At 69.5% G+C, this 21,317-nt stretch carries 21 protein-coding genes; 15 read left to right on the top strand and 6 right to left on the bottom strand.

Going from position 1 to position 21,317, the window contains the following annotated elements:
- Positions 1–45: 45 nt before the first annotated feature.
- Both ACZZZQ_RS06985 and ACZZZQ_RS06990 read right to left on the bottom strand, forming a co-directional pair.
- On the bottom strand, positions 46–1,155 hold the full coding sequence (locus ACZZZQ_RS06985) for a lactonase family protein (protein WP_431738908.1): 1,110 nt from the start codon (positions 1,153–1,155) through the stop codon (positions 46–48).
- Positions 1,156–1,162: 7 nt separating this feature from the next.
- The gene (locus tag ACZZZQ_RS06990; protein WP_056275880.1) at positions 1,163–2,449 is read right to left on the bottom strand and encodes an adenylosuccinate synthase; all 1,287 of its coding nucleotides are present in this window, start codon (positions 2,447–2,449) and stop codon (positions 1,163–1,165) included.
- A gap of 210 nt (positions 2,450–2,659) precedes the next feature.
- Here ACZZZQ_RS06990 and ACZZZQ_RS06995 point away from each other — a divergent pair, with 210 nt between their 5' ends.
- Both ACZZZQ_RS06995 and ACZZZQ_RS07000 read left to right on the top strand, forming a co-directional pair.
- On the top strand, positions 2,660–3,595 hold the full coding sequence (locus ACZZZQ_RS06995; protein WP_463507216.1) for a DMT family transporter: 936 nt from the start codon (positions 2,660–2,662) through the stop codon (positions 3,593–3,595).
- A 63-nt stretch (positions 3,596–3,658) separates the two neighbouring features.
- Positions 3,659–4,399, top strand: a complete 741-nt coding sequence (locus ACZZZQ_RS07000) for a Pr6Pr family membrane protein (protein ID WP_056275876.1) — start codon at positions 3,659–3,661, stop codon at positions 4,397–4,399.
- A 44-nt stretch (positions 4,400–4,443) separates the two neighbouring features.
- Here the strand turns inward: ACZZZQ_RS07000 and ACZZZQ_RS07005 are convergent, their stop codons facing one another.
- Positions 4,444–5,322 (bottom strand): hypothetical protein, encoded by an 879-nt coding sequence (locus ACZZZQ_RS07005; RefSeq protein ID WP_463507217.1) that lies wholly within the window; start codon positions 5,320–5,322, stop codon positions 4,444–4,446.
- A gap of 234 nt (positions 5,323–5,556) precedes the next feature.
- On the opposite strand from ACZZZQ_RS07005, the gene ACZZZQ_RS07010 reads away from it, so the two are divergent.
- The 8 genes from ACZZZQ_RS07010 to ACZZZQ_RS07045 are packed head-to-tail and all read left to right on the top strand — an operon-like array spanning position 5,557 to position 12,658.
- Complete coding sequence (locus tag ACZZZQ_RS07010; protein WP_295101499.1) at positions 5,557–6,708, top strand: AAA family ATPase; 1,152 nt, start codon at positions 5,557–5,559, stop codon at positions 6,706–6,708.
- Between the two features lie 6 nt (positions 6,709–6,714).
- Positions 6,715–7,602 carry a DUF58 domain-containing protein gene (locus tag ACZZZQ_RS07015; protein WP_463507218.1) on the top strand — a complete coding sequence of 296 codons (888 nt, stop codon included), beginning with the start codon at positions 6,715–6,717 and terminating at the stop codon, positions 7,600–7,602.
- On the top strand, positions 7,589–8,080 hold the full coding sequence (locus tag ACZZZQ_RS07020) for a hypothetical protein (protein ID WP_053098330.1): 492 nt from the start codon (positions 7,589–7,591) through the stop codon (positions 8,078–8,080). The genes ACZZZQ_RS07015 and ACZZZQ_RS07020 overlap by 14 nt, the downstream gene beginning before the upstream one ends.
- Complete coding sequence (locus ACZZZQ_RS07025) at positions 8,071–9,057, top strand: vWA domain-containing protein (RefSeq protein WP_463507219.1); 987 nt, start codon at positions 8,071–8,073, stop codon at positions 9,055–9,057. Before ACZZZQ_RS07020 ends, ACZZZQ_RS07025 begins: the two co-directional genes overlap by 10 nt.
- Positions 9,039–10,076, top strand: a complete 1,038-nt coding sequence (locus tag ACZZZQ_RS07030; protein WP_463507220.1) for a vWA domain-containing protein — start codon at positions 9,039–9,041, stop codon at positions 10,074–10,076. Before ACZZZQ_RS07025 ends, ACZZZQ_RS07030 begins: the two co-directional genes overlap by 19 nt.
- The gene (locus tag ACZZZQ_RS07035; RefSeq protein ID WP_463507221.1) at positions 10,073–10,858 is read left to right on the top strand and encodes a hypothetical protein; all 786 of its coding nucleotides are present in this window, start codon (positions 10,073–10,075) and stop codon (positions 10,856–10,858) included. Before ACZZZQ_RS07030 ends, ACZZZQ_RS07035 begins: the two co-directional genes overlap by 4 nt.
- Complete coding sequence (locus ACZZZQ_RS07040) at positions 10,852–11,973, top strand: hypothetical protein (RefSeq protein WP_463507222.1); 1,122 nt, start codon at positions 10,852–10,854, stop codon at positions 11,971–11,973. The genes ACZZZQ_RS07035 and ACZZZQ_RS07040 overlap by 7 nt, the downstream gene beginning before the upstream one ends.
- A gap of 52 nt (positions 11,974–12,025) precedes the next feature.
- Positions 12,026–12,658, top strand: coding sequence for an ATP-binding protein (locus tag ACZZZQ_RS07045; RefSeq protein ID WP_463507223.1), 633 nt, complete (start codon positions 12,026–12,028; stop codon positions 12,656–12,658).
- Positions 12,659–12,686: 28 nt separating this feature from the next.
- Here ACZZZQ_RS07045 and ACZZZQ_RS07050 read toward each other — a convergent pair whose 3' ends face one another.
- The 3 genes from ACZZZQ_RS07050 to ACZZZQ_RS07060 form a co-directional block, all read right to left on the bottom strand.
- Positions 12,687–13,394 carry a ZIP family metal transporter gene (locus tag ACZZZQ_RS07050; RefSeq protein WP_320489437.1) on the bottom strand — a complete coding sequence of 236 codons (708 nt, stop codon included), beginning with the start codon at positions 13,392–13,394 and terminating at the stop codon, positions 12,687–12,689.
- A gap of 89 nt (positions 13,395–13,483) precedes the next feature.
- Positions 13,484–14,275, bottom strand: a complete 792-nt coding sequence (locus ACZZZQ_RS07055; RefSeq protein ID WP_463507224.1) for an NAD(P)H-dependent oxidoreductase — start codon at positions 14,273–14,275, stop codon at positions 13,484–13,486.
- A gap of 13 nt (positions 14,276–14,288) precedes the next feature.
- Positions 14,289–15,671 carry an MFS transporter gene (locus tag ACZZZQ_RS07060; RefSeq protein WP_463507225.1) on the bottom strand — a complete coding sequence of 461 codons (1,383 nt, stop codon included), beginning with the start codon at positions 15,669–15,671 and terminating at the stop codon, positions 14,289–14,291.
- Positions 15,672–15,769: 98 nt separating this feature from the next.
- On the opposite strand from ACZZZQ_RS07060, the gene ACZZZQ_RS07065 reads away from it, so the two are divergent.
- From ACZZZQ_RS07065 to ACZZZQ_RS07085, 5 genes are all read left to right on the top strand, one after another.
- Positions 15,770–16,174, top strand: a complete 405-nt coding sequence (locus tag ACZZZQ_RS07065; RefSeq protein ID WP_072590440.1) for a winged helix-turn-helix transcriptional regulator — start codon at positions 15,770–15,772, stop codon at positions 16,172–16,174.
- Between the two features lie 50 nt (positions 16,175–16,224).
- Positions 16,225–17,658: an argininosuccinate synthase gene (argG, locus tag ACZZZQ_RS07070; RefSeq protein WP_056275848.1), complete on the top strand. Its 1,434-nt coding sequence runs from the start codon at positions 16,225–16,227 to the stop codon at positions 17,656–17,658.
- Between the two features lie 234 nt (positions 17,659–17,892).
- Positions 17,893–18,516 carry a TetR/AcrR family transcriptional regulator gene (locus tag ACZZZQ_RS07075; RefSeq protein ID WP_463507226.1) on the top strand — a complete coding sequence of 208 codons (624 nt, stop codon included), beginning with the start codon at positions 17,893–17,895 and terminating at the stop codon, positions 18,514–18,516.
- Positions 18,513–19,409, top strand: coding sequence for a hypothetical protein (locus tag ACZZZQ_RS07080; protein ID WP_463507227.1), 897 nt, complete (start codon positions 18,513–18,515; stop codon positions 19,407–19,409). Before ACZZZQ_RS07075 ends, ACZZZQ_RS07080 begins: the two co-directional genes overlap by 4 nt.
- Positions 19,406–21,283, top strand: a complete 1,878-nt coding sequence (locus tag ACZZZQ_RS07085) for a YhgE/Pip family protein (protein ID WP_463507228.1) — start codon at positions 19,406–19,408, stop codon at positions 21,281–21,283. The genes ACZZZQ_RS07080 and ACZZZQ_RS07085 overlap by 4 nt, the downstream gene beginning before the upstream one ends.
- Positions 21,284–21,317 lie beyond the last annotated feature (34 nt).

Consider the following 21,317-nt stretch of genomic DNA (forward strand, 5'->3'; position numbering starts at 1 on the left):
AAAACCCCAACAATGGTTGAGGTCAAGCCGCGAACGACGGGCGCGTCAGCGAACCGGCAGGATGTGCGTCGGCGCCGGGGCCTGCGCGAGGTGGCGGATGCCGAGCGGCGCGCCGGTGCGCTCGTCGAGGTCGATCAGCGCGACGGTGTCGGAGCGCTGCCCCGCGACCAGCAGCTTGCCCTCGTGCACGACGTGATGACGCGGCCAGTCCACGCCCGAGTCGGCGAGGGCGATCGACTCGAGAGCCTCGCCTCCCCCGCGCACACGGAGCGCGGCGATCGTGTTGCTGCCGCGCAGGGCCGTGTAGAGGAACTGCGCGTCACGGCTGCGGGCGAGTTCGGCGGGGAAGTCCACGCCGATCTCGGCGATCGGGCTCGCGAGCACCGACGACACGACAGCCCACGTGCCGTCGCGCCCGGCGCCGAGAGTGAACACCTCGCACGAGTACTCGGTCACCACGTGCAGGTGGCCGCTGGGGTGCACGACCATATGCCGGGGGCCGGTGCCGACGGGCAGCACGACCTCGTGATCGAGCACCAGTCCTCCCCCGGTGGGTCGCCAGATCCGCACCAGGTCGAAGCCGAGATCGGTGGTCGCGATGCGCCCGTCGGCGAGGAAGGCTGCCGAGTGCGCGTGCGATGCGCGCTCCTCACCCGACGCGGTGAGCTCGCCGGGATACGGATCGGATGCCGCGACCGCGACGCCCGCCGGAGGCGCCGCCTGGAGCGGCTCGCCGAGGAGAGCGGCACGCAGTTCGGCTGCCTTGTTCACGGCATCCGGCACCAGGCGGCCCTGCGAGTCGATGCCGATGCGTACGACCCGGCCGTCCCCGTAGCAGCTCGCGACGAGGAACGATCCGCTCGACGAGACCGCCACGTGGCAGACGCCGTCGCCCGCGGCGACCGGCTCACCGAGCGGCTTCAGCGTCGAGTCACCGCTGCGCGCGAACGCCTGCACTCCGGCATCCCCTTCGAGCGCCGCGTAGACGACGTCGAGCGACGGATGCTGCGCCAACCACGACGGGGAGGGGGTCTGCGTGACCGCTCCCCGATACTCGAGTGCGGTGGGCGCGCTCTCGTCGCCCGCGAGCAGGCCGATGCCGTCGGCCGAGCCGTCCATCGCGGGTCCGTACCCGCCGAGCCAGAACCGGGTCATGTCAGCCTCAGTCGAGCAGGTCGTGACGCACGATGACCTGGTCGCGCTCGGGGCCGACGCCGATGACGGAGATGCGCGTGTTGCTCATGCCCTCGAGCGCGATGACGTAGTCCTGCGCGTTCTTCGGCAGGTCGTCGAACGTGCGTGCCGTCGAGATGTCCTCGCTCCACCCCGGGAAGTACTCGAGGATCGGCGTCGCGTGGTGGAAGTCGGTCTGGTTGACCGGCACCTCGTCGAAGCGCCGACCGTCGACGTCGTATGCGACGCAGACCGGGATCTGCTCGAGTCCGGTGAGGATGTCGAGCTTGGTGAGGACGAGATCGGTGATGCCGTTCACACGCGTCGCGTAGCGGGTGATCGGGGCGTCGTACCAGCCGACCCGGCGCGGACGGCCCGTGGTGGTGCCGAACTCGAAGCCGCGCGACCGCAGCCACTCGCCCTGCTCGTCGAACAGCTCGGTGGGGAACGGACCGGAGCCGACACGGGTCGTGTAGGCCTTCACGATGCCGACGATGCGGTCGAGCGCTCCGGGGCCGACGCCCGATCCGGTGGACGCGCCGCCCGCCGTGGCCGACGACGACGTGACGAACGGGTAGGTGCCGTGGTCGACGTCGAGCATGGTGGCCTGACCGCCCTCGAACACGACCACCTCGTCGCGGCGCAGGGCCTCGTCGAGCAGGTATCCCGTGTCGGCGACCATCGGCCGCAGGCGCTCGGCGTACGAGAGCAGGTCTTCGACGACCTCGTCGGCGGTGATCGCGCGACGGTTGAAGATCTTCACCAGCAGGTGGTTCTTCTGGTCGAGGGCGCCTTCGACCTTCTGGCGCAGGATGTTCTCGTCGAAGAGGTCCTGCACGCGGATGCCGACGCGGTTGATCTTGTCCGCGTAGGCGGGGCCGATGCCACGGCCGGTCGTGCCGATCATGCGCTTGCCGAGGAAGCGCTCGGTGACCTTGTCGAGAGTGCGGTGGTACTGGGTGATGATGTGCGCGTTGGCGCTCACCTTCAGACGGGAGACGTCGATGCCGCGGCCGCCGAGCGCCTCGAGCTCGCTGAAGAGCACCTCGAGGTCGATCACGACGCCGTTGCCGATCACCGGCGTGACGCCCGGCGACAGGATGCCGGACGGCAGCAGGTGCAGTGCGTACTTCTCATTGCCGACCACGACGGTGTGGCCCGCGTTGTTGCCGCCGTTGAACTTGACGACCCAGTCGGTGCGCTCGCCGAGCAGGTCGGTGGCCTTGCCCTTGCCCTCATCGCCCCACTGGACGCCGACGATAACGATTCCTGGCATGGGTATCCCCCTTGCTTTCGCCGGGTTTGCACCGGCTGATGAGCTGGCCCTCTTCGGGCGGCTCCATCCTATCGAAGGTCGTTCGCCGACCCTCCGGGCTGTGGGCGGCGGACGCTCTCGAACGGACTGCAGCGACCCGTGGCGGAAAACGAGCGGATGCTGTCGCTCGGGCGCATCGCCGATGTCGGTGGCCGGTGCCAGGATCGAAGGATGCCGAAGACCGGTCGCGTGCGTCGCGACGACAGCCTGAACCCCGCGAAGCCCCGCCCACAGGGTCCGCTCGTGCTTGTCGCCGCACTGGTGACGGTGGTGCTGTGGGCCTCGGCGTTCATCGGCATCCGCGGCGCCGGTCCGCACTTCGACCCGGGCGCGCTGGCGCTGCTGCGCATGGCTGTAGGAAGCGCCGTGCTCGCGATCATCGCGGTGCGCCACGGCATCCGTCTTCCCGACCGGAGGCACTGGTGGCTCGTCGCGGTCTGGGGCGTCGGGTGGTTCTGCGTCTACAACCTGGCCCTCAATGCCGCCGAGCGCACGCTCGATGCCGGCACGGCCGCGATGGTGGTCAACCTCGCGCCGCTCATGGTGGTGGTCTTCAGCGGGCTCTTCCTGCGTGAGGGCTTTCCGAAGCCGCTGATCATCGGCGCGCCGATCGCCTTCCTCGGTGTCGTCCTGATCGGCATGAACTCGTCGACGAGCGAGGGTCCCGACATCACCGGGCTGCTGCTCGCGCTGCTCGCGGCAGTGATGTACGCGGGATGCACTCTGCTGCAGAAGCATCTGCTCAGCGCGGGGTCCGACGCGACCACGCTGACGTTCCTCGGCGCGGTGGCCGGCACGGTCGCGCTGCTCCCGTGGGCAGGCAGCCTGGTCGGAGCACTGCAGACGGCCCCGCTCGGCTCGACGCTATGGGTGGTGTATCTCGGCATCTTCCCGACGGCGGTCGCGTTCACCACCTGGGCGTACGTCCTGCAGCGCAGCACGGCCGGCCAGACGTCGGCGACGACCTATGTCGTGCCCGCGATCGCGATCCTCATGTCGTGGGCGATCCTCGGTGAGGTGCCGACCCCGCTCATGTTCGTCGGCGGTGCACTGTGCCTGCTCGGGGTGCTCGTGACACGGATGAAGTGGGGACGCCGCGCCGCGTGACGTGACGGCATCGAGGCTAGCGTCAACCGGCATACTGACCGATAAAGTGTGCGCGGAGGCGAAATGACGACCTGGTGGCCCTACGCCCGACTGGCAGCAGCAGCGCTCGGACTCGCGGCGATCATCGCCCAGCTCGCACGCAGCGTCGAGAACGCTCTCGCGGCCACCACCGAGTGGGGCCAGCACCTGCCGACGGTCGCGGCGAACTTCCTCAGCTTCTTCACGATCCTGTCGAACCTGCTCGCGGCCATCGTGCTGATCGTCGCCGCGGTCTGGGCGCTGCGCCACCGTCACGACGAGGAGCGGGAGCCCGGCTGGCTCGCTGTCCTCCTCGTCTGCGTCAGCACGTACATGATCGTCACGGGCATCGTCTACAACACCCTGCTCCGCGGCGTCGAACTGCCCCAGGGCGTCACGGTCCCCTGGTCGAACGAGGTGCTGCACGTCGTCTTCCCGTTGTTCCTGCTGGTCGACCTGCTGTTCGCTCCGCGGCGGCGCGCGCTGCGCTGGCGTACCGTGGCGATAGCGACGATCTTCCCCATCGTGTGGGTCGTCTACACGATGATCCGGGCGAATCTCATCGTCGCCCCCGCCACCGGCGAGGCCTGGTGGTATCCGTACCCGTTCCTCAACCCCCACATCGTGCCGGGCGGCTATCTCGGGGTCGCCGGCTACATCGTCGGCATCGCCATCGCCATCATCGGCGTGGCCTGCGTGGTCATCTGGGTGGGCCGCAAGCGCGGCGCCCCTCAGGACGTCGCCGACACGACGCACGTCGAGGAGTCCCCGCGCGCCCGAGGATGATGCGGCGAGAAGCCTGCCCCGAGGCGGAGCGGCTCACGCTGCGGCTATCGGGTTCCGCCCTCGGGCCTGAACGTCGCGAGCACCGCATCGCTCACGTGCTGAGGAGTCGTGGCCAGGGCCTCGCGCGGATCGAGGAGGCGAGTCGGAACACGGTCACCGCGAAGCTCCTCCCGCGTCGATGGTTCGAGTACGTAGAGACGAAGGGCGAGCCAGAGCAGTGTCCCGTCCAGCCCCAGCGCTGCCGGGTCGATGTCGATCACGCCGCGCCTGCGTGAGAAAGGATGACGCCACCGTTCCCGATAGCTCTGGGCGTCAGGACGAACACCCACCTTCAGAACCATCGAGTTGTTCATGCCGACGCCGAGGTCGATGCTCTGGATGTCGTCCCAGTGCACTTCGGCATCCAGGTGGAAGGTCGCGGATCCGAGTCCGCGGGGATGCAGGAACAGTCGCCGAGGCTGCCGCAGTGAGATCAGGTGACTGACGACAGGACCCAGCAGCAGCACGGCGACCAGTGCCCAGACGATGCGCCACACACCGCTGACGGTCGCCACCACGACCGCGAAGGTCGACGCGGCGGCGAGCGCCGCGACCAGCGTCATCGCGGGCACGAGCTTCGATCCGGGAAGGAGGATGCCCCCGGGGACGCTCGCACTCGCCCGACTGATGTCCTCCGCGCTGACGCGCCGGCGAGAGAGCGTGGTGAGCCAGAGTGTCACCGCGATCACCCACCACAGCGAAGGGACAGCGATGAGCACGCCGATCATGGATCGCATGGACCCGGTGTCGTGCAGGTACGCCCAGGCGCAAGCAGAGGTGGCGACGGCCGCGAGGATCACGTTCAGCACGACCACGGCCACCCACAACGGTCGTCCGATCGAGTACTCGAGCGCACTGCGCGGCATCGTTCTGGGCTGCTTCATCGTTCCCGCATCATCCGAAGATCGAGCTCTCAGCTAAGCACGCGTCCGTCGCTCCGCCGATATACGCGTCGGGCCGGATCAGATCCCATGATGTCGAGTCACGGATGCCGTCCCCCCTGCGTGGCCCGCCGCCGCGCCATCCGCGCCGGGGCCGGAGCCGCGCCGGCCGATGCGGTTACGCTGGTCGACGGGGGGTCGTCGACGCGTCCCCCGTGGGAACGAGGAGACACACCGATGAACGAGCCCTACGCGCCCGGCCCCTCCGCAGGTTCGACGCCGCCGCCTCCGCCTGCGCCCTCCGCCCAGGCCGCCGCACCGGCTCCTCCCGCTCCCGCGACCCGCTCCGAATCGTCGGCCCCCGCGGCCCCCGCGGCCTCCCCGTCGGCGAGCAGGAAGTCCGAAGCGCCGACGGACGCCGAGCTCCAGCGCGCGAGCGCCGTGCTGAAGACCGTGTCCGACGCGTACTCGGCCAAGATGGTCGGCCAGGAGCGTCTGCGCATGAGCCTGCTGATCTCGCTGATCGCGGGCGGGCACATCCTGCTCGAGAGCGTTCCGGGTCTGGCGAAGACCACCGCGGCCAGCACCCTCGCCGACACCGTGAGGGCGCAGTTCAAGCGCATCCAGTGCACCCCCGACCTGCTGCCCAGCGACATCACGGGCAACCAGATCTACGACGCGGCGACCGGGTCGTTCCGCACCGTGCTCGGACCGGTGCACGCGAACTTCGTGCTGCTCGACGAGATCAACCGCTCGAGCGCCAAGACCCAGAGCGCCATGCTCGAGGCCATGCAGGAGCACCAGACCACGATCGGCGGCGAGGTCCACCACCTGCCCAAGCCGTTCCTGGTGATCGCGACGCAGAACCCCATCGAGCAGGAGGGCACCTACGAGCTGCCCGAGGCGCAGATGGACCGCTTCCTGCTCAAGGAGATCGTCGAGTACCCCAGTCCCGCCGAGGAGTTCGAGATCCTCGGCCGCATCGACTCGGGAGTGCTCGATCCCGACCGTCACGTCTCGAGCGCCATCAGCCTCGACGACGTGCACATGCTGCAGGACGTCGCGAGCCGCATCTACGTCGACCCCGCGATCCGCAACTACATCGTCTCGATCGCCTACGTCACGCGGAACCCCGCCCCGTACATCGGCGAGGAGCGCGCGCGCTTCATCAAGTACGGCGCGAGCCCGCGTGCGAGCATCGCGTTCCTGCAGGCGTCGCGGGCGCTGGCGCTGCTCAACGGCCGCGGCCACGTGATCCCCGAGGACATCCGCTCGCTGCGCCACCTCGTGCTGCGACACCGCGTGCTGCTGACGTTCGAGGCCGACGCCGAGGGCATCCGCAGCGAGGAGATCATCGACCAGATCTTCGCATCCGTCCCCACGCCCTGACCCGCCATGGCCAGCCTGATCGCCCAGGTGAAGAGCAAGCTCTTCATCCACTCGTCGCGCAAGTCGCTGCACGCGCTCGACGGCGCCTACGCGTCGCTGCTGCACGGCCGCAGCCTCGACTTCGAGGACCTGCGCAAGTACGAGTACGGCGATCAGGTGCGCGACATCGACTGGCGCGCGACGGCTCGACTGGGCACTCCTCTGGTCAAGCGGCACCGTGCGATGCGGATGCACACGGTCCTCTTCGTGGTCGACACCGGCCGCTCGATGGGCGCGCTCGCGCACGACGAGAAGTCGAAGAAGGACCTCGCGATCCTCGCCACCGGCGTGCTCGGCGTGCTGGCGCTGCGGCACGGCGACGACTTCTCACTGGTCTACGGCGACTCCGACCGCATCCGCCGCCGTGCGCCGGGCCGCAGCGAGGGCGCACTGGAACACGCGCTGCGCACGATCGACCGGTCGATCGACACGAGCAGGGCAGCCAGCGACCGCGACGCGCTGCTGTCGTACGTCACGCGCACGATGTCTCGCCGCATGATCGTCGTCGTCATCACCGACGAGGCTCCGGTCACGACGGAGACCGAACGGATGCTGCGCCGACTGCGCGTGCAGCACGACGTCCTGTGGCTGACCGTGAGCGACGCCGATCCGGTGCTCGACCACGCGACGGCCACCATCCGCAGCGATGTCGACAGCATGTGGGAGGTGCCGGACTTCGTGCAGGGCGACCCCGACATCATCCGCGAGCTCGCCGCGCAGACCGAGGCCGACGCGGCACGACTCGCTGAGCTGCTCAAGCGCATGGAGATCAGCCACAGCGTGCTGGCGGGTCAGGACGACGCCGTCTCGCAGCTGCTCCAGCTGCTGAATCGGAGGTCGAATGCCCGACTCTGATGAGCTGTACCCGCCTTTCCAATACGGCTGGGGCTGGATCCTGGTCGCATTCGGCATCCTCCTGCTGCTGATCGCGGCAGCATGGGTGGTCGTGGCGCTCACCAGGCCGCGACGTGACCTCACGCTGTCGCGCGACGCCCAGGGACCGACCCTGCTCACCACCGACGTGCTGTCGCAGCTGCGGGTCGAGTACTTCGATCGGATCCAGCGCATCGAAGACGACTACCGCGCCCGCACCCTGTCCGCCCGCAACGCGAATCTCGAGCTCAGCCGCGTCGTGCGCACGTTCGTGAACGAGTACAGCGGACTCGAGGCCCCGGTGCTCGCGCTCGACGACCTCGTCTCTCGAGGGGTCCATCCCGCGCTCGTCGACGCCATGGGTCGCCACTACTACCCCAGCATCTTCCGGCCCGGTCCCGCGATCGACCCGATCGCCGGCGCCGAGGCGGCCCGAACGGTGGTGCGCACATGGCACTAGCGAACGGGTGGCTCATCCTCGTCGCCGTGGCCGTCGTCGTCATCGCGATAGCGCTCGGAATCGTCATCGGGCTGCGCAGCGGTGCGAAGACCGAGGCCCACGAGCGCGCCCGCGTCGCCCGAGCCGAGCGCCTGCGCGCGCTGCCGACTTTCCGCCAGGCGTTGAACCGCCGCGTGCTCGCACTGTCGAGCATCCTGCTGATCGGCGTGATCGCGACCCTCGCGGCCGGGGTCGTCTCCGCCCGGCCGATGGCGTCGCAGACCATCCAGCCCGTCAACACGAGCCGCGACATCATGCTCTGCCTCGACGTCTCGGGGTCGATGAGCGAGGTCGACGTCGAGGTGCTCACGGTCTTCGAGGAACTGCTCGAGGACTTCGAGGGCGAACGCATCGGCCTCACGATCTTCAACAGCTCGCCCGTGCGGATCTTCCCCCTGACCGATGACTACGAGTTCATCCGCAGCCACCTGCAGAGCATCCGCGAGAGCTTCGAGTTCACCGAATCGGTCCCCGAGCACTGGGTCGGCACGCTCAACGGCAACGGCGCCTCGCTGATCGGCGACGGCCTCGCGGCATGCGCGATGGCGTTCGACCACCCCGACGACGAGCGGTCGCGCTCGATCATCTTCGCGACCGACAACGAGGTCAACGGCGCCTCGATCGTGACGCTCGACGAGGCCGCCGCGTATGCCGCATCGAACGGCGTGCGCGTCTTCGCACTCAACCCGGTGCAGGGCAAGGACGCCGACGTCAGCGCCGAGCTCACGAAGGCCGCCGAGGCCACGGGCGGACAGGCGTACGGCCTGCGGGACACCACCACCGTGAGCGACATCGTCACGCAGGTGCAGGAGCAGGAGGCGTCCGCGCTGAAGGGTCAGGCGCAGGTCGTCTGGACAGACGCGCCGAACCTCTGGATCGTCGTGCTGATGATCTCGATGCTCTCGTTCATCGTCGTGCTGTGGAGGGTGAGACTGTGATCTTCCAGCCCGTGCTGAACGTCTTCCTCCTCGCTCTGCTCTGCGCGCCGGTGGCCGCCCTCGCCGTGATGGCGCTGGTCAGGGCGACCGGCCGCGGACGGGCGCTCTGGGCCATGCGGCTCGTCATGCTGCTCGCCTGCTTCGTCATGCTCCTGCGCCCGGGGATCCCCGGCGGTGCCACCGAGACCCTCGCGACCGACACCGACATCGTGCTCGTCGTCGACACCACCGCGAGCATCGTCGCCGAGGACTGGGACGGCGACAGGCCTCGCCTCGACGGCGTCCGCGCCGACGTGCAGGCGATCGTCGACGAGTACCCCGGTGCGCGGTTCGCGCTGATCACGTTCGACGCCACGGCCGATCTCCGCATGCCGCTCACCACCGACACCACCGCGCTCGTCTCGTCGCTCGAGGTGCTGCGCCCCGAGGTGACGAGCCAGTCGCGCGGCAGCTCCATCGGCATCGCGAACCAGCTGCTCTCGGACACCCTGTCGAACGCGGCCGAGTCGTCGCCCGATCGCTCGCGCATGGTGTTCTACTTCGGAGACGGCGAGCAGACGGTCTCGTCGGCCCCCGAGCCGTTCGACGGGAGCGCCGAGCTCACCGACGCCGGCGCCGTGCTCGGGTACGGCACCGCGGAGGGCGGACCGATGAAGCTCACCACGGGCGGCGTGGACGGTTCGTCGAGCGAATACATCGAGTACGAGGGTGCGAACGCGCTGTCGGTGATCGACGAGGGGAACCTCGAGGCGATCGCCTCGGATCTCGGAGTCGAGTACCAGCACCGGACCGCGGATGCTGCACTCACCCTGCCCGAGGCGCCCTCGACCACCGCCACCTACGCGGAGTCCGGCACCGTGGGCAACGTGACCGAGCTCTACTGGGTCGCCGCCCTCGTGATCGTGGCGCTGCTCGGCGTGGAGCTCACGAGGGCGAGCATGCTCGTGGCCCGACTGCGTCTGCTGCGAGCGCCGTCGACATCGCCGCAACGCCGGACGACCGACGGAGGTGCCGCATGACAGATCTGTCCACACGCGCCGGCGGGACAGCGTCCGACAGCCCTGAGGACCTGAGGGCGTCGGCCGCCGCCGCGCTGCTGGCCTCGAATCGTCGCCGTCGCCGCATCCGACGGTGGATCGCGATCGGCACGCTTCCGCTGACGCTGGCCGCACTGCTGTTCGTCGGCAAGATCCTCAGCATGTACGCATTCGCGCACCAGTCGATCACCGCGTACGTGGCCGATGACTATGCCGGATCAGAGGCGTCGGCCCGCGGGCAGGAGTTCGTCAACTGGTTCGAGCCCTTCAAGGCGCCGTTCAACGTCGGCACCGCGCTGGCGGGCGCCGAGAAGCTGCCGGATGCTCGGGCGAAGCTCGAGGAATCGCTCGACCTCGCGACCGGCCTCGAGGTGTGCACGGTGCGCATCAACCTCGCTCTCGTCCTCGAGCGCATGGGCGACGTCGCCCGCGCCGAGGGCGACGGCGCGGGGGCCGCGGAGTTCTACGGCGACGCGCTCACCATCACGACCGAGATGCCCGAGGAGTGCAACAGCGACGAGGCGCAGGAGCAGTCGTCCGACCCCGACCGAGACATGCAGCAGAGCAGGGAAGACCTCGAGGACCGCCTCAAGCAGAAGCAGCAGAACGAGCAGCCGCCGCCGGAGGAGGAGCAGGAGCAGGAGCCGCAGCCCTCCGAGGAGAAGCTCGAAGAGCTCGAGGACAAGCTCGAGCAGGGCACGCAGGAGCGCGATCAGCAGCAGGGCGACGATGGCGGAGGCTCGGGAACGGACAAGCCATGGTGATGGATCACGAGAAGCAGCGGGCCCGCTACGTCGCCGGCACGGAGGGTGCGCCGCCCGTGCCGCCGCCCGGCGGCTATCGCAACGCCCGCCGCCAGGCCGGGCCGGTCGTGCAGCATCCCGGCGCTCCGGCGATGTCGGGCACGGCGACCGCAGCCGAGGTCGCCTCCGCCGAGAAGAAGCCGGCGAACGCACTCGGCTGGATCGCACTCATCACCGGCATCCTGTTCGCCCTGATCCTCCTCATCATGCTCGCGATCGGAGCGACCGACGCGGTCTACGGCGTGACGATGCTGACGCTGCAGCTCGTCGTCGTCGCCGTCGTGATCGGCGCGCTGTTCACCGCCCGAGGACGCACGCTGGCAGCCGTCGCCCTCGCTGTCACGCTGATCTTCAACGTCGCCACCGTGGGCGGCATCGGTGCACTGCAGACGTCGGCCTCGGGCAGCTACGACGGCATGAAGACCGACGAGCAGAAGCACGAAGAGGCCTACCCGGGCATCAAGGGCACCGATCCGCAGGATGCCCTCAACCAGCAGTCGCTCGAAGAGGTGAAGACCGAGGCGGACAGCCTGTTCGCCGACATCCGCGAGCGCATCACCGCCGAGTACGGATACGACTGGGTGCAGGTCGGCGACGAGGATCTGCGTCCGGAGCGCAACGGCTACGGCGGCGAATCGATGCTCATCGAGTACACCTCCGTCGGCTGGGCCACCACCGAGCCGATCCAGGACTACAGCCTCAAGCTCGAGGTCATGTCGACGATCGACTCGGTCGTCGCCGAGCACGGTCTGCCCACGCTGTACTCGTTCAACGGGGAGTACTCGGGGATCGACCCGTCGATGATCGCGAAGCTCTACGGCAGCGAAGACCCGCGCGAGCAGCACACGTGGGAGTACTACACCGAGAACTACCCCGATCCGATGAGGTTCTACGCGAACATCTTCGACCTCTCGAACGACCCGTCGGGCGACTTCCTGACGACGCGCGAGGCGCAGAACGCCCGCACCGGCGAGCCCCTCGAGGGGCTGCAGATGGTGGTCATCGCGAGCGCCGTGCTCAGCGATGCGGACCGAGCCGAGTTCGAGCAGAAGCTGCAGGAGTACCCCGGGTTCTGAGCCCTGCCGAGTCTGCTATCCCCGACCGGCCGCGGATCGGTAGAGTGCGGTGATGAAGTCGGAGGATCGCGCCACGTGGACCATCACGACGCATGACTGGGCGCGAGATGTCGACGTCGATCACCTGCACGGCATCCGCGACGAACGAGCCATGTACGAACCCGGCGGACGCCGCCATCAGATCCTCGAAGTCCTCGCGTACGCGGACGACGAGGCCGCTGGGCTCGGGCGAATCGGCCATGTCGTCGTGAGCATCTCTCGCGACGGCTCGGTGTCGGTCGCCGACGATGGCCGCGGCACCGACACGCGGACCGACGGCGGGGGTAACATCGTGCGGAAGCCCGTCATGGCCACCCGGGATATCCGCTTCTTCGAATCTGCCTCGGCACCGCTTCTGCCGGATGGTCTGCCGCGCCGCGGAATGTCGACAGTCTCGGCACTCAGCTCTGTCCTCGCCCACGAGAACCGGCGGGCTGACGGGCGGTGGGTGCAGGAATACCACCACGGAGTCCCGTCGACGGACCTGCGCATCCTGGCCGATCCGGCAGAAGTCTCACCCGGCGCCGGCGCGGGGACCGGGACGACGGTGACGTTTCGCTCCGAGCTCGGCGACCCGACGGACCTCAGCGACACGGATCTCGCCGCGTTCCGTTGGGTGAGCATCCGGGTCGTCCGCGAGGGCTGACCTATCGGGCGGGCTCATCGCGGTGATGCTAGCTCGCGAGCGAGAGCCCCGCGGCGAGCGCGAAGCCCAGCACGGTCGCGAGCCCGGTCACCTGCTTGGCCTTCTGCTGCGCGTCGGGCACCATCGAGTCGACGAGCATCACGAGCAGCGCGCCTGCCGCGAAGCCGCTCGCGCCGGCCCGGAAGTCGTCGCCGGTGCTGCTCGCCACCGCGAATCCGGCGACGGTCGCCAGCGCGCAGATGACCGAGATGCCGGCCCACAGCAGCAGCACGCGCGACTTCGCCATGCCGCCCTTCAGCAGGTCGGCGGCCGAGCCGATCGACTCGGGTAGGTTCGAGACCACGATCGCCACGACGAGCGCGATGCTCACCGGTTCTCCGGAGGCCAGTCCGATTCCCAGCACGAGCTGCTCGGGGATGCCGTCGAGCAGTGCTCCGAGCGCGAGCGGGACGCCCGCTCCCCGTTCCTGGGACTTCGCGGCTCGCGCATCGAGGATCCGGTCGGCGATGAAGTACGCGAGCGCGCCAGCGACCACGCCGACGATGAGAGGGATGGGGCCTGCGAGGTCCAGCCCCTCCTCCCACAGCTCGAAGGCGATGGAGGCCATCAGGGCACCGGCTCCGAAGCCGAGCACGATGCCCAGCCAGCGCGGCGGCCAGGTGCGCAGCAGAGCGAGAACAGCGCCGACGATGAGGGGCGACGCCGCGACGACGCCCCACAGGATCGCTCCACCCATGCCGTCCTCCTTCACGGACACTCTGCCACCGTCGGGGCCGATCGTGCAGAAGCGAAGAGCTACGCCCGCGCGCGTCGGGCCGCGTCGCCTCAGTCGACCGCGACGCGATGGATGCCGAGGTCGGTGCGCCCGGGAAGCAGGTCCGATCGCAGCGCCCGGGTGCCGTGGTAGTCGCCATCGCGCAGCCGACGGTACGGGCGGCTCGGAGATTCGAACGCCACTCCGGCGAGCCTCTCGATCAGCCGTGCGCTCTCGAGATCGACGCGCTCCGCGTCCAACCCGTCAGCGTCGTGGACGACGTGCAGGTCGAGCGGCTCGATGCCCGTGTACCAGAGGGTGCCGTGGGTCAGCGGGAACAGCAGCGAGTCCAGATCCCCGCTGATGCCCCGTTCTCCGATCGAGCGCTCGTCCTCCCCTGCCGTCACGATCACGAGGGCTCGGCGCCCGGCGAGCGGGCCCTCTCCGTATCGCAGCGGCAGACCGGTCTCGGCATCCGCGGGGCCGTAGGCGAAGCCGTTGGTGAGCACCCGGTCGAGCCAGCCTTTGAGGATCGCCGGCGGTCCGTACCACCACAGCGGGAACTGGAGCACGACGAGGTCGGCGGCCGCGAGCTTGCGCTGCTCCTCGGCGACGTCCGGCGGCAGCTGGCCCGCGGCGTACGCCTCGCCCATCAGGTCGACGACGCTGCCCTCACGCCCCCGGGGCTCGCCCAGATCCGGCGTTGCGAGAACCGGATCGAAGCCCTGAGAGTACAGATCGGTGATCTCGACATCGTGGTCGTGCGCGAGGGCGTCGACCCCATCTCGGAACAGTCGCGCGTTGAACGAGCTCGATTGGGGGTGGGCATAGATCCAGTGGACGGTCGGGCGCGATGCTGACACGGGTGTCCTTCCTTCAGCGGGCATCGATGGCCGGGTTCTCGGCAGCGCTCACCGGCGAGCGTCTCCACAGCGGCAGGAGCGCGGCGGCGACGACCGCGACGGTCGCGACCAGCAGGGCGACGAGGAAGCCGCGAGACCCGACGATCGATGCGATCGTGCCGAGCACCGCGATGCCGAGACCGCCGCCGAGGGCGAACCCGACCTCCTGGATCGCCCCCACCTGACCGGCGTCGTCCTCCGTCGTGACGTCGAAGAGCGTGGTGGCGGCGAGCGTCGCCGCGACTCCGAACCCCGCGCCGACGAGCACCAGAGGGATCACGACCAGCTCGACGCCCGTCGACAGCCACGCGAGTCCCGCCCCCTGCACCACCAGGGCGAGCACGGTGAGCGTCGGCGAGGTCAACCACCGCAGGAACAGGGGTGCGAGCACCCCGCCGAGGGCGATCGCCACCGCCTGCGGGAGGATCGCGATACCGGCTTCGGCCGCGCTGAAGCCCCGCGCATCCTGCAGGTGCAGGCTCACCAGGAGCACGGATGCCGTCGACACCCCGCTGCTCGCCACGATGCGCACGATCGCAGGGCTGAAGCCGGGCACGCCGAACAGCCGCATGTCGATGAGAGGCTCGGCGAGGGCACGCTGGCGGCGGATGAAGAAGACGAGCGTCACGACGGCGATGACACCCGCGATGCCGGCGGCGAGGGGAGCGGCGAGCACCTCGTGCAGGGCGAAGACGAGAGACCCGAGCGCGACGATCGACGACACGATGCTGAGGATGTCCCACGACGGGCGACGGGAGCTGCGCGAATCCGGCACGAGCCAGATCGCGAGCACCCCGGCGACGATGGCGAGCGGCACGCTTCCGAGCAGCAGCCAGCGCCACCCCGGCCCCTCGGTCACCAGCCCGCCGAGCACGGGTCCGAGCGCGCTGCCGGCACCGAACGTCGCGGTCCACAGCCCGTAGGCGAGCACGCGCTGCCGTGCGTGATAGTGCGCCCCGATCGTCGCGACGACGCCCGCCACGACGAACGCCTCGGCGACGCCGAGGAGCGCCCGGACGACGATGAGCAGCATCCCGTCCTGAGCGAATCCGCCGACGAGGTTGAGCACCACGAAGCCGGCGAGACCGGCGAGCACGATCCGCTTGCGACCGAACGCGTCTCCGATCCTGGCGGCGATGATCAGGGTCGCCGCCAGCGACAGCGCGTACACGTCGACGAGCCACAGCGCTCCACTGTCGGACAGGACGAGATCGCCGCGGATCGCGGGCAGCGCGGTCGACATGCTGCTGATCGCGAGAGCCCCGATCAGGATGCCGAGAAGCAGCGGGATCATGGCGAGCCACGGATGCAGGGTCGTGCGCGGTCGAGCGGATGCCGTGGGAGTCGGGAAGGTCACCGCATCAGTCTCCCGGTCTGAGTACACTTCGGACAAGTACTGTCATTCGGGGTAGATAGTGACCGAATGGATACCATGACGACCAGGAGGCGGAGCCGATGAGGGAAAAGACCGAGCGGATCGTCCGGGAGTGGGGCGACGCGTGCGACGCGGAGATCTCGATCGCCGTCCTCGGCGGGGCCTGGAAGCCCAGCATCCTCAGCCTCCTCGGTGAGCATGAGGTGCTGCGTTTCGGGGAGCTCAGCCGGCTTCTCGACGAGCCCACAGCCCGCGTGCTCACCCGTCAGCTGCGCGAGCTGGAGGATGACGGCCTGATCCTCCGCACGGTCTACCGGCAGGTGCCTCCCAAAGTCGAATACCGGCTGAGCGACCTCGGGCGCGGATCGATGCCGCTCGTCGAGGCGCTCACGAGCTGGGGTGCCGGCTACGCCGCGCATCAGCGACGCGAGTTGGCGCGGCTCGACTCCGAGCCCGAGGCACTCGACGCCGTCGTGGCCCGCTGACGGCCGACGCCGTCCGAAACAGCCGACACGCCGCCGATAGACTGGGAAGCATGTCCAAGGTCCTCCAGTCACTTCCCGTCGGCGAGCGCGTCGGCATCGCCTTCTCCGGAGGACTCGACACCTCCGTCGCCGTCGCGTGGATGCGCGACAAGGGCGCCGTCCCCTACACGTACACCGGTGATCTCGGTCAGTACGACGAAGACGACATCGAGTCGATCCCCGGCCGTGCCCTCGAGTACGGCGCCGAGGCCTCGCGCCTGGTCGACTGCAAGACCGCGCTGGTCGAAGAGGGCCTGGTCGCGCTCGCCTGCGGCGCCTTCCACATCCGCTCCGGCGGCCGCACCTACTTCAACACCACTCCCCTCGGCCGCGCCGTCACCGGCACGCTGCTGGTGCGCGCCATGAAGGAGGACGGCGTCGACATCTGGGGCGACGGCTCGACCTACAAGGGCAACGACATCGAGCGGTTCTACCGCTACGGCCTGCTCGCCAACCCGCGTCTGCGCGTGTACAAGCCGTGGCTGGATGCCGACTTCGTCACCGAGCTCGGCGGCCGCAAGGAGATGAGCGAGTGGCTCGTCGCCCACGACTTCCCCTACCGCGATTCGGTCGAGAAGGCGTACTCGACCGACGCCAACATCTGGGGCGCCACGCATGAGGCGAAGACGCTCGAGCACCTCGACGTCTCGCTCGAGACCGTCGACCCCATCATGGGCGTGAAGTTCTGGGACCCCTCGGTCGCGATCGAGACCGAAGACGTCTCCGTCACGTTCGAGGCCGGCCGCCCCGTCGCACTCAACGGCGTCGAGTACACCGACCCGGTGGCCCTGGTGCAGGAGGCCAACACGATCGGCGGACGCCACGGCCTCGGCATGAGCGACCAGATCGAGAACCGCATCATCGAAGCGAAGTCGCGCGGCATCTACGAGGCCCCGGCCATGGCGCTGCTCTTCATCGCCTACGAGCGCCTCGTCAACGGCATCCTGAACGAGGACACCCTCGCGACCTACCACGAGCAGGGTCGCCGCCTCGGTCGACTGATGTACGAGGGCCGCTGGCTCGAGCCGCAGTCGCTCATGCTGCGCGAGTCCATCCAGCGCTGGGTCGGCCTCACGATCTCGGGCACCGTGACGATCCGCCTGCGCCGCGGTGACGACTGGACGATCCTCGACACCACCTCGCCGAACCTGTCGTACGGCCCCGAGAAGCTCTCGATGGAGCGCGTCGGCGACGCCGCCTTCGGCCCGGTCGACCGCATCGGCCAGCTCACCATGCGCAACCTCGACATCGCCGACTCGCGCGCACGCCTCGAGCAGTACGCGGGCCTCGGCCTCGTGGGCGGCGCGACCGGCGAGCTCGTCGGTCGCGTCACGGCCGGCGAGTCCGGCGAGATCACGGGTTCCGTCGAAGAGGTCGACGAGAACTTCGCCGACGCGGTCGACACCGCATCCGAGGGCGCTGCCTTCGACTCCGGCACCGACTGACGTCAAGGGTTCTGCAGAATGGGGGCGGATGCTGCGGCATCCACCCCCTTTTCTGTCTGTGCCCGCCGCTCGCCGTTCACGATTCAGCATGAGCGCCGGGATTCGGGTCCGCATGGTGCTGATTGCGGCTTTAAGCGCCCATCCGTGCTGAGTTGTGAACGGCCCACCGTTCAGACCCTGTGAGTCCCCCGAGTTATCTTGCACACGGTTGTGCACAATACGTAGAATAGGGGCATGACAACCCGTGCTCCCCGCCGCGACTCCGTCGAGAACCGCGCCGGAATCCTCGATGCGGCCCGCGCGACCCTCGCCACCGACCCGCGGGCGTCCATCGACGTCATCGCCCGCAGCGCCGGCCTGTCGCGCCGCACCCTCTACGGCCACTTCGACGACCGAGAGGCTCTGATCCGCGAGCTGATCTCGGTCGGAGCGCAGCGCTTCAACGCGATCGCCGAATCCGTCACCGACGCCGACTCACGCATCGCGCTGGCCCGCCTCGCCGCACGACTCTGGCAGGAGGCCGCGCACGTCCAGGTCGCCGCAGCGCTCGCGCTCGACGAAGCGCACGTCGAGCACACTGCAGACGCGCTCGCGCCGCTGCGGCGCACCGTCGCCGCCCTCGCGCGGCGCGGACAGGAGGACGGCAGCTTCCGCACCGATCTCGCCGCCCCCACCCTCGCCCGCCTCATCGAAGAGGTCGCCCGCACGGTCGTCTCGCGCACCGACGCATCGAGCACCGGGGCAGCCGATCTCGCTGTTCGCACTCTGCTCAGCATCGCCGGACTCTCGTGGCGCGAGGCCGACGAGCTGTTGAGCGCGCATCCGGACATCGTCGAATCACAGGAGGTCAGCGCATGAGGGTCACCCTGCACGACGTGAGCAAGGGGCGCGGTGGCCAGGCGCTGCCGGCGACGAGCCTCGAGTTCCACAGCGGAGCCGTGCGCTTCGCACTCGCCGAGACCGAGCAGCGCCCGACGGTGCTGGGCCTCATCGCCAGCGGTCGGATGCGGCCGGACACCGGGCGCGTGACGATCGACGGCGACGCGGACAACCGCGCGCTGCGCCGCACGATCGCGCTCGTCGACGCCCCCGACGTGAGCGATCCCCACGCTGACATCACCCTCGCGGGTGTCGTCGGCGAAGAGCTCATGTTCGCCGGCGTCGGCGCCACCCCTCTGCACGCACGGCGCTGGCTGAATCAACTCGGCTTCGGAGAGCTCGCCGGCGTGGCGATCGGCAACGTCGATCCCGCCGCACGGGTGCGCATCCTCTGCGAACTCGCGATCCTCCGCACGGGCACCGAAGGAATCGTGCTCGTCTCGCCCGACCGTCACGGCGGCAGCCCGGACGGCTGGTGGCGGATCGCGTCGGAGTTCGCCGACCGCGGGTACGCGATGCTCGTCGTCATCGGCGGATCCGCCGCGGTCGCCCTCGAGCGCATGCACGAACTCGAGGCGATCAACGCGTCCGGACCGGTCGAGCCGCTCGTCCTCGACCTGCCCGGCGGCTCTGAACCCGAGCCCGAGCCAGACTCCGAGGCCGAGGCCGAGGCCGAGCCCGAGCCAGCGCCCGAACCGGCGCCCGAACCGGATCCCGAGCCAGAGCCCGAGGCGGAAGACCCGGACGAGCGCCCCGCGACACCGCATGCCGACGCCGAGCACGCGGATGCTCTCGGCTCTCCCCCGGCCGACGACGAAGACCCACCCGCAGAACCCGAGCCGAACACGACAGAGAACGGAGGCGAGCGATGAAGGTTCCCGCCATGATCGCCGCCGAGCTGCGGCGCCTCACCGCGAGCAGGATGGGCGTGATCGCCCTGATCGCGCTGGTCTGCGTGCCCATCCTCTACGGCGGCCTGTACCTCTGGGCCAACCAGGACCCGTACGCGAAGTTCCCGGAGGTCCCCGTCGCGCTGGTCGTCGATGACAGCGGAGCCCCCGAGCCCACCACGGGAACGGATGCCGCCACCGGCGAGACCGTGAACTACGGCGAGGACGTCGCCGACAACCTCATCGACGGCAACGCCTTCGACTGGCAGCGGATGTCGGCAGACGAGGCCGCCGACGCATTGCGGGAGGGAACGGTCGACTTCACCGTCACGATCCCCGCCGACTTCTCGTCGGCCTTGACCTCGGCCGCGGGCGACGACCCCCACCAGGCGCGCATCGAGCTCGAGACCAACGACGCGAACAACTACCTCGCGTCGTCGATGGGCACGCAGGCGGTGGAGAAGATCCGCAGCTCGGTCGCCGAGATGGTGGGCAGCGAGGCCGCAGAGCGCCTGCTCACCGGCCTCAGCGAGGTGCGCGACAACCTCGTGACCGCGGTCGACGGAGCGACCCAGCTCACCGATGGCGCCGACACCGCCGCCACCGGCAGCGCGACGCTCGCAGACGGAACCTCTCAGCTCGCCGCGGGCACGTCGCAGCTCGCGGGCGGCGCGTCCGAGCTCGCCGGTGGAGCGGCGACGCTGGCGTCGGGGGCTCAGCAGGTCAGTGACGGCAACCGACAGCTGGCCGACGTCGCGGACCGGGCCGGATCGGCTGTGCAGCAGGCGACGGATGCTCTGCCCCAGGCGCGCGAGGACATCGCCACCGTGCTCACGGATCAGGGCCTGACGCCGGAGCAGATCGATCGGGTCCTCACGACACTCGATCCCCTCGCGACACGACTCCAGGAGGGCAACTCGACCGTGCAGAACGCGGTCGACAAGGTCGACCAGCTCGCCGCAGGAGCGGACTCGGTGGCATCCGGCGCCTCGCAGCTCGCCGGCGGCGCGCAGACCCTGGCCAGCGGCGCGCAGACCGTCGCCACCGGCGCCGCGGCGGCGAACGACGGCGCGGCCCAGCTGCGCGATGGGCTCGGAACCCTCGCGTCGGGAACGGCCGAGTTGCGCGACGGGCTCTCGGACGGTGTGCAGCAGATCCCCGTCTCGACGCCGGAGCTCCGCACGCTGCAGGCCGACACGATCGCCGACCCGGTCAAGGTCTCGAGCGACAAGGTCGCCTCCGCCGAGGACTACGGCGCCGGTCTCGCACCGTTCTTCGCCGCCCTGTCGGCCTGGATCGGCATCTACGCCCTGTTCCTCATCGTGAAGCCGATCTCCCGCCGCGCGGTCACGGCGCTGCACTCTCCGATCCGAGTGACGCTCGCCGGGTGGCTCACCCCGGCGATGCTCGGCGCGGTGCAGATGCTGGGGCTCATGGGCATCCTGGCGATCACCCTGGGCTTCACGTTCAACAACCCCATCGGCACCTTGGGCGTGATGATCTTCGCGTCGGCGACCTTCGCGGCGATCATCCTCGCCCTCAACGTCTGGCTCGGTTCCGTGGGGCAGTTCCTCGGACTCGTGCTCATGGTTCTGCAGCTCGTCACCGCGGGCGGCACGTTCCCCTGGCAGACCCTCCCCGCCCCGCTGGCCGCGCTGCATCACGTGCTGCCGCTCGGCTACGTCGTCGACGCCATGCGGCAGCTGATGTACGGCGGCAGCCTCGGCCGGGCGGGCTGGGATCTGGTGGTGCTGGGCATCTGGCTGGTCGGCGCGCTGCTGCTCGCCGCCATCGGAGTGACGCGCATGACGCACCGGCGCACGCTGCGCGACCTGCAGCCGAGCCTGATCGGCTGACACTGAGGGCGGGGGCGAGAACACCCCCGCCCGC

Source organism: Microbacterium sp. AC132, from assembly GCF_979258525.1.

Bases quoted from the DNA above. Each gene is read 5' to 3' on its own strand.
- ACZZZQ_RS06985 (WP_431738908.1), bottom strand. From the start codon at position 1,155: ATGACCCGGTTCTGGCTCGGCGGGTACGGACCCGCGATGGACGGCTCG.
- ACZZZQ_RS06990 (WP_056275880.1), bottom strand. From the start codon at position 2,449: ATGCCAGGAATCGTTATCGTCGGCGTCCAGTGGGGCGATGAGGGCAAG.
- ACZZZQ_RS06995 (WP_463507216.1), top strand. From the start codon at position 2,660: ATGCCGAAGACCGGTCGCGTGCGTCGCGACGACAGCCTGAACCCCGCG.
- ACZZZQ_RS07000 (WP_056275876.1), top strand. From the start codon at position 3,659: ATGACGACCTGGTGGCCCTACGCCCGACTGGCAGCAGCAGCGCTCGGA.
- ACZZZQ_RS07005 (WP_463507217.1), bottom strand. From the start codon at position 5,322: ATGAAGCAGCCCAGAACGATGCCGCGCAGTGCGCTCGAGTACTCGATC.
- ACZZZQ_RS07010 (WP_295101499.1), top strand. From the start codon at position 5,557: ATGAACGAGCCCTACGCGCCCGGCCCCTCCGCAGGTTCGACGCCGCCG.
- ACZZZQ_RS07015 (WP_463507218.1), top strand. From the start codon at position 6,715: ATGGCCAGCCTGATCGCCCAGGTGAAGAGCAAGCTCTTCATCCACTCG.
- ACZZZQ_RS07020 (WP_053098330.1), top strand. From the start codon at position 7,589: ATGCCCGACTCTGATGAGCTGTACCCGCCTTTCCAATACGGCTGGGGC.
- ACZZZQ_RS07025 (WP_463507219.1), top strand. From the start codon at position 8,071: ATGGCACTAGCGAACGGGTGGCTCATCCTCGTCGCCGTGGCCGTCGTC.
- ACZZZQ_RS07035 (WP_463507221.1), top strand. From the start codon at position 10,073: ATGACAGATCTGTCCACACGCGCCGGCGGGACAGCGTCCGACAGCCCT.
- ACZZZQ_RS07040 (WP_463507222.1), top strand. From the start codon at position 10,852: ATGGTGATGGATCACGAGAAGCAGCGGGCCCGCTACGTCGCCGGCACG.
- ACZZZQ_RS07045 (WP_463507223.1), top strand. From the start codon at position 12,026: ATGAAGTCGGAGGATCGCGCCACGTGGACCATCACGACGCATGACTGG.
- ACZZZQ_RS07050 (WP_320489437.1), bottom strand. From the start codon at position 13,394: ATGGGTGGAGCGATCCTGTGGGGCGTCGTCGCGGCGTCGCCCCTCATC.
- ACZZZQ_RS07065 (WP_072590440.1), top strand. From the start codon at position 15,770: ATGAGGGAAAAGACCGAGCGGATCGTCCGGGAGTGGGGCGACGCGTGC.
- argG (WP_056275848.1), top strand. From the start codon at position 16,225: ATGTCCAAGGTCCTCCAGTCACTTCCCGTCGGCGAGCGCGTCGGCATC.
- ACZZZQ_RS07075 (WP_463507226.1), top strand. From the start codon at position 17,893: ATGACAACCCGTGCTCCCCGCCGCGACTCCGTCGAGAACCGCGCCGGA.
- ACZZZQ_RS07080 (WP_463507227.1), top strand. From the start codon at position 18,513: ATGAGGGTCACCCTGCACGACGTGAGCAAGGGGCGCGGTGGCCAGGCG.
- ACZZZQ_RS07085 (WP_463507228.1), top strand. From the start codon at position 19,406: ATGAAGGTTCCCGCCATGATCGCCGCCGAGCTGCGGCGCCTCACCGCG.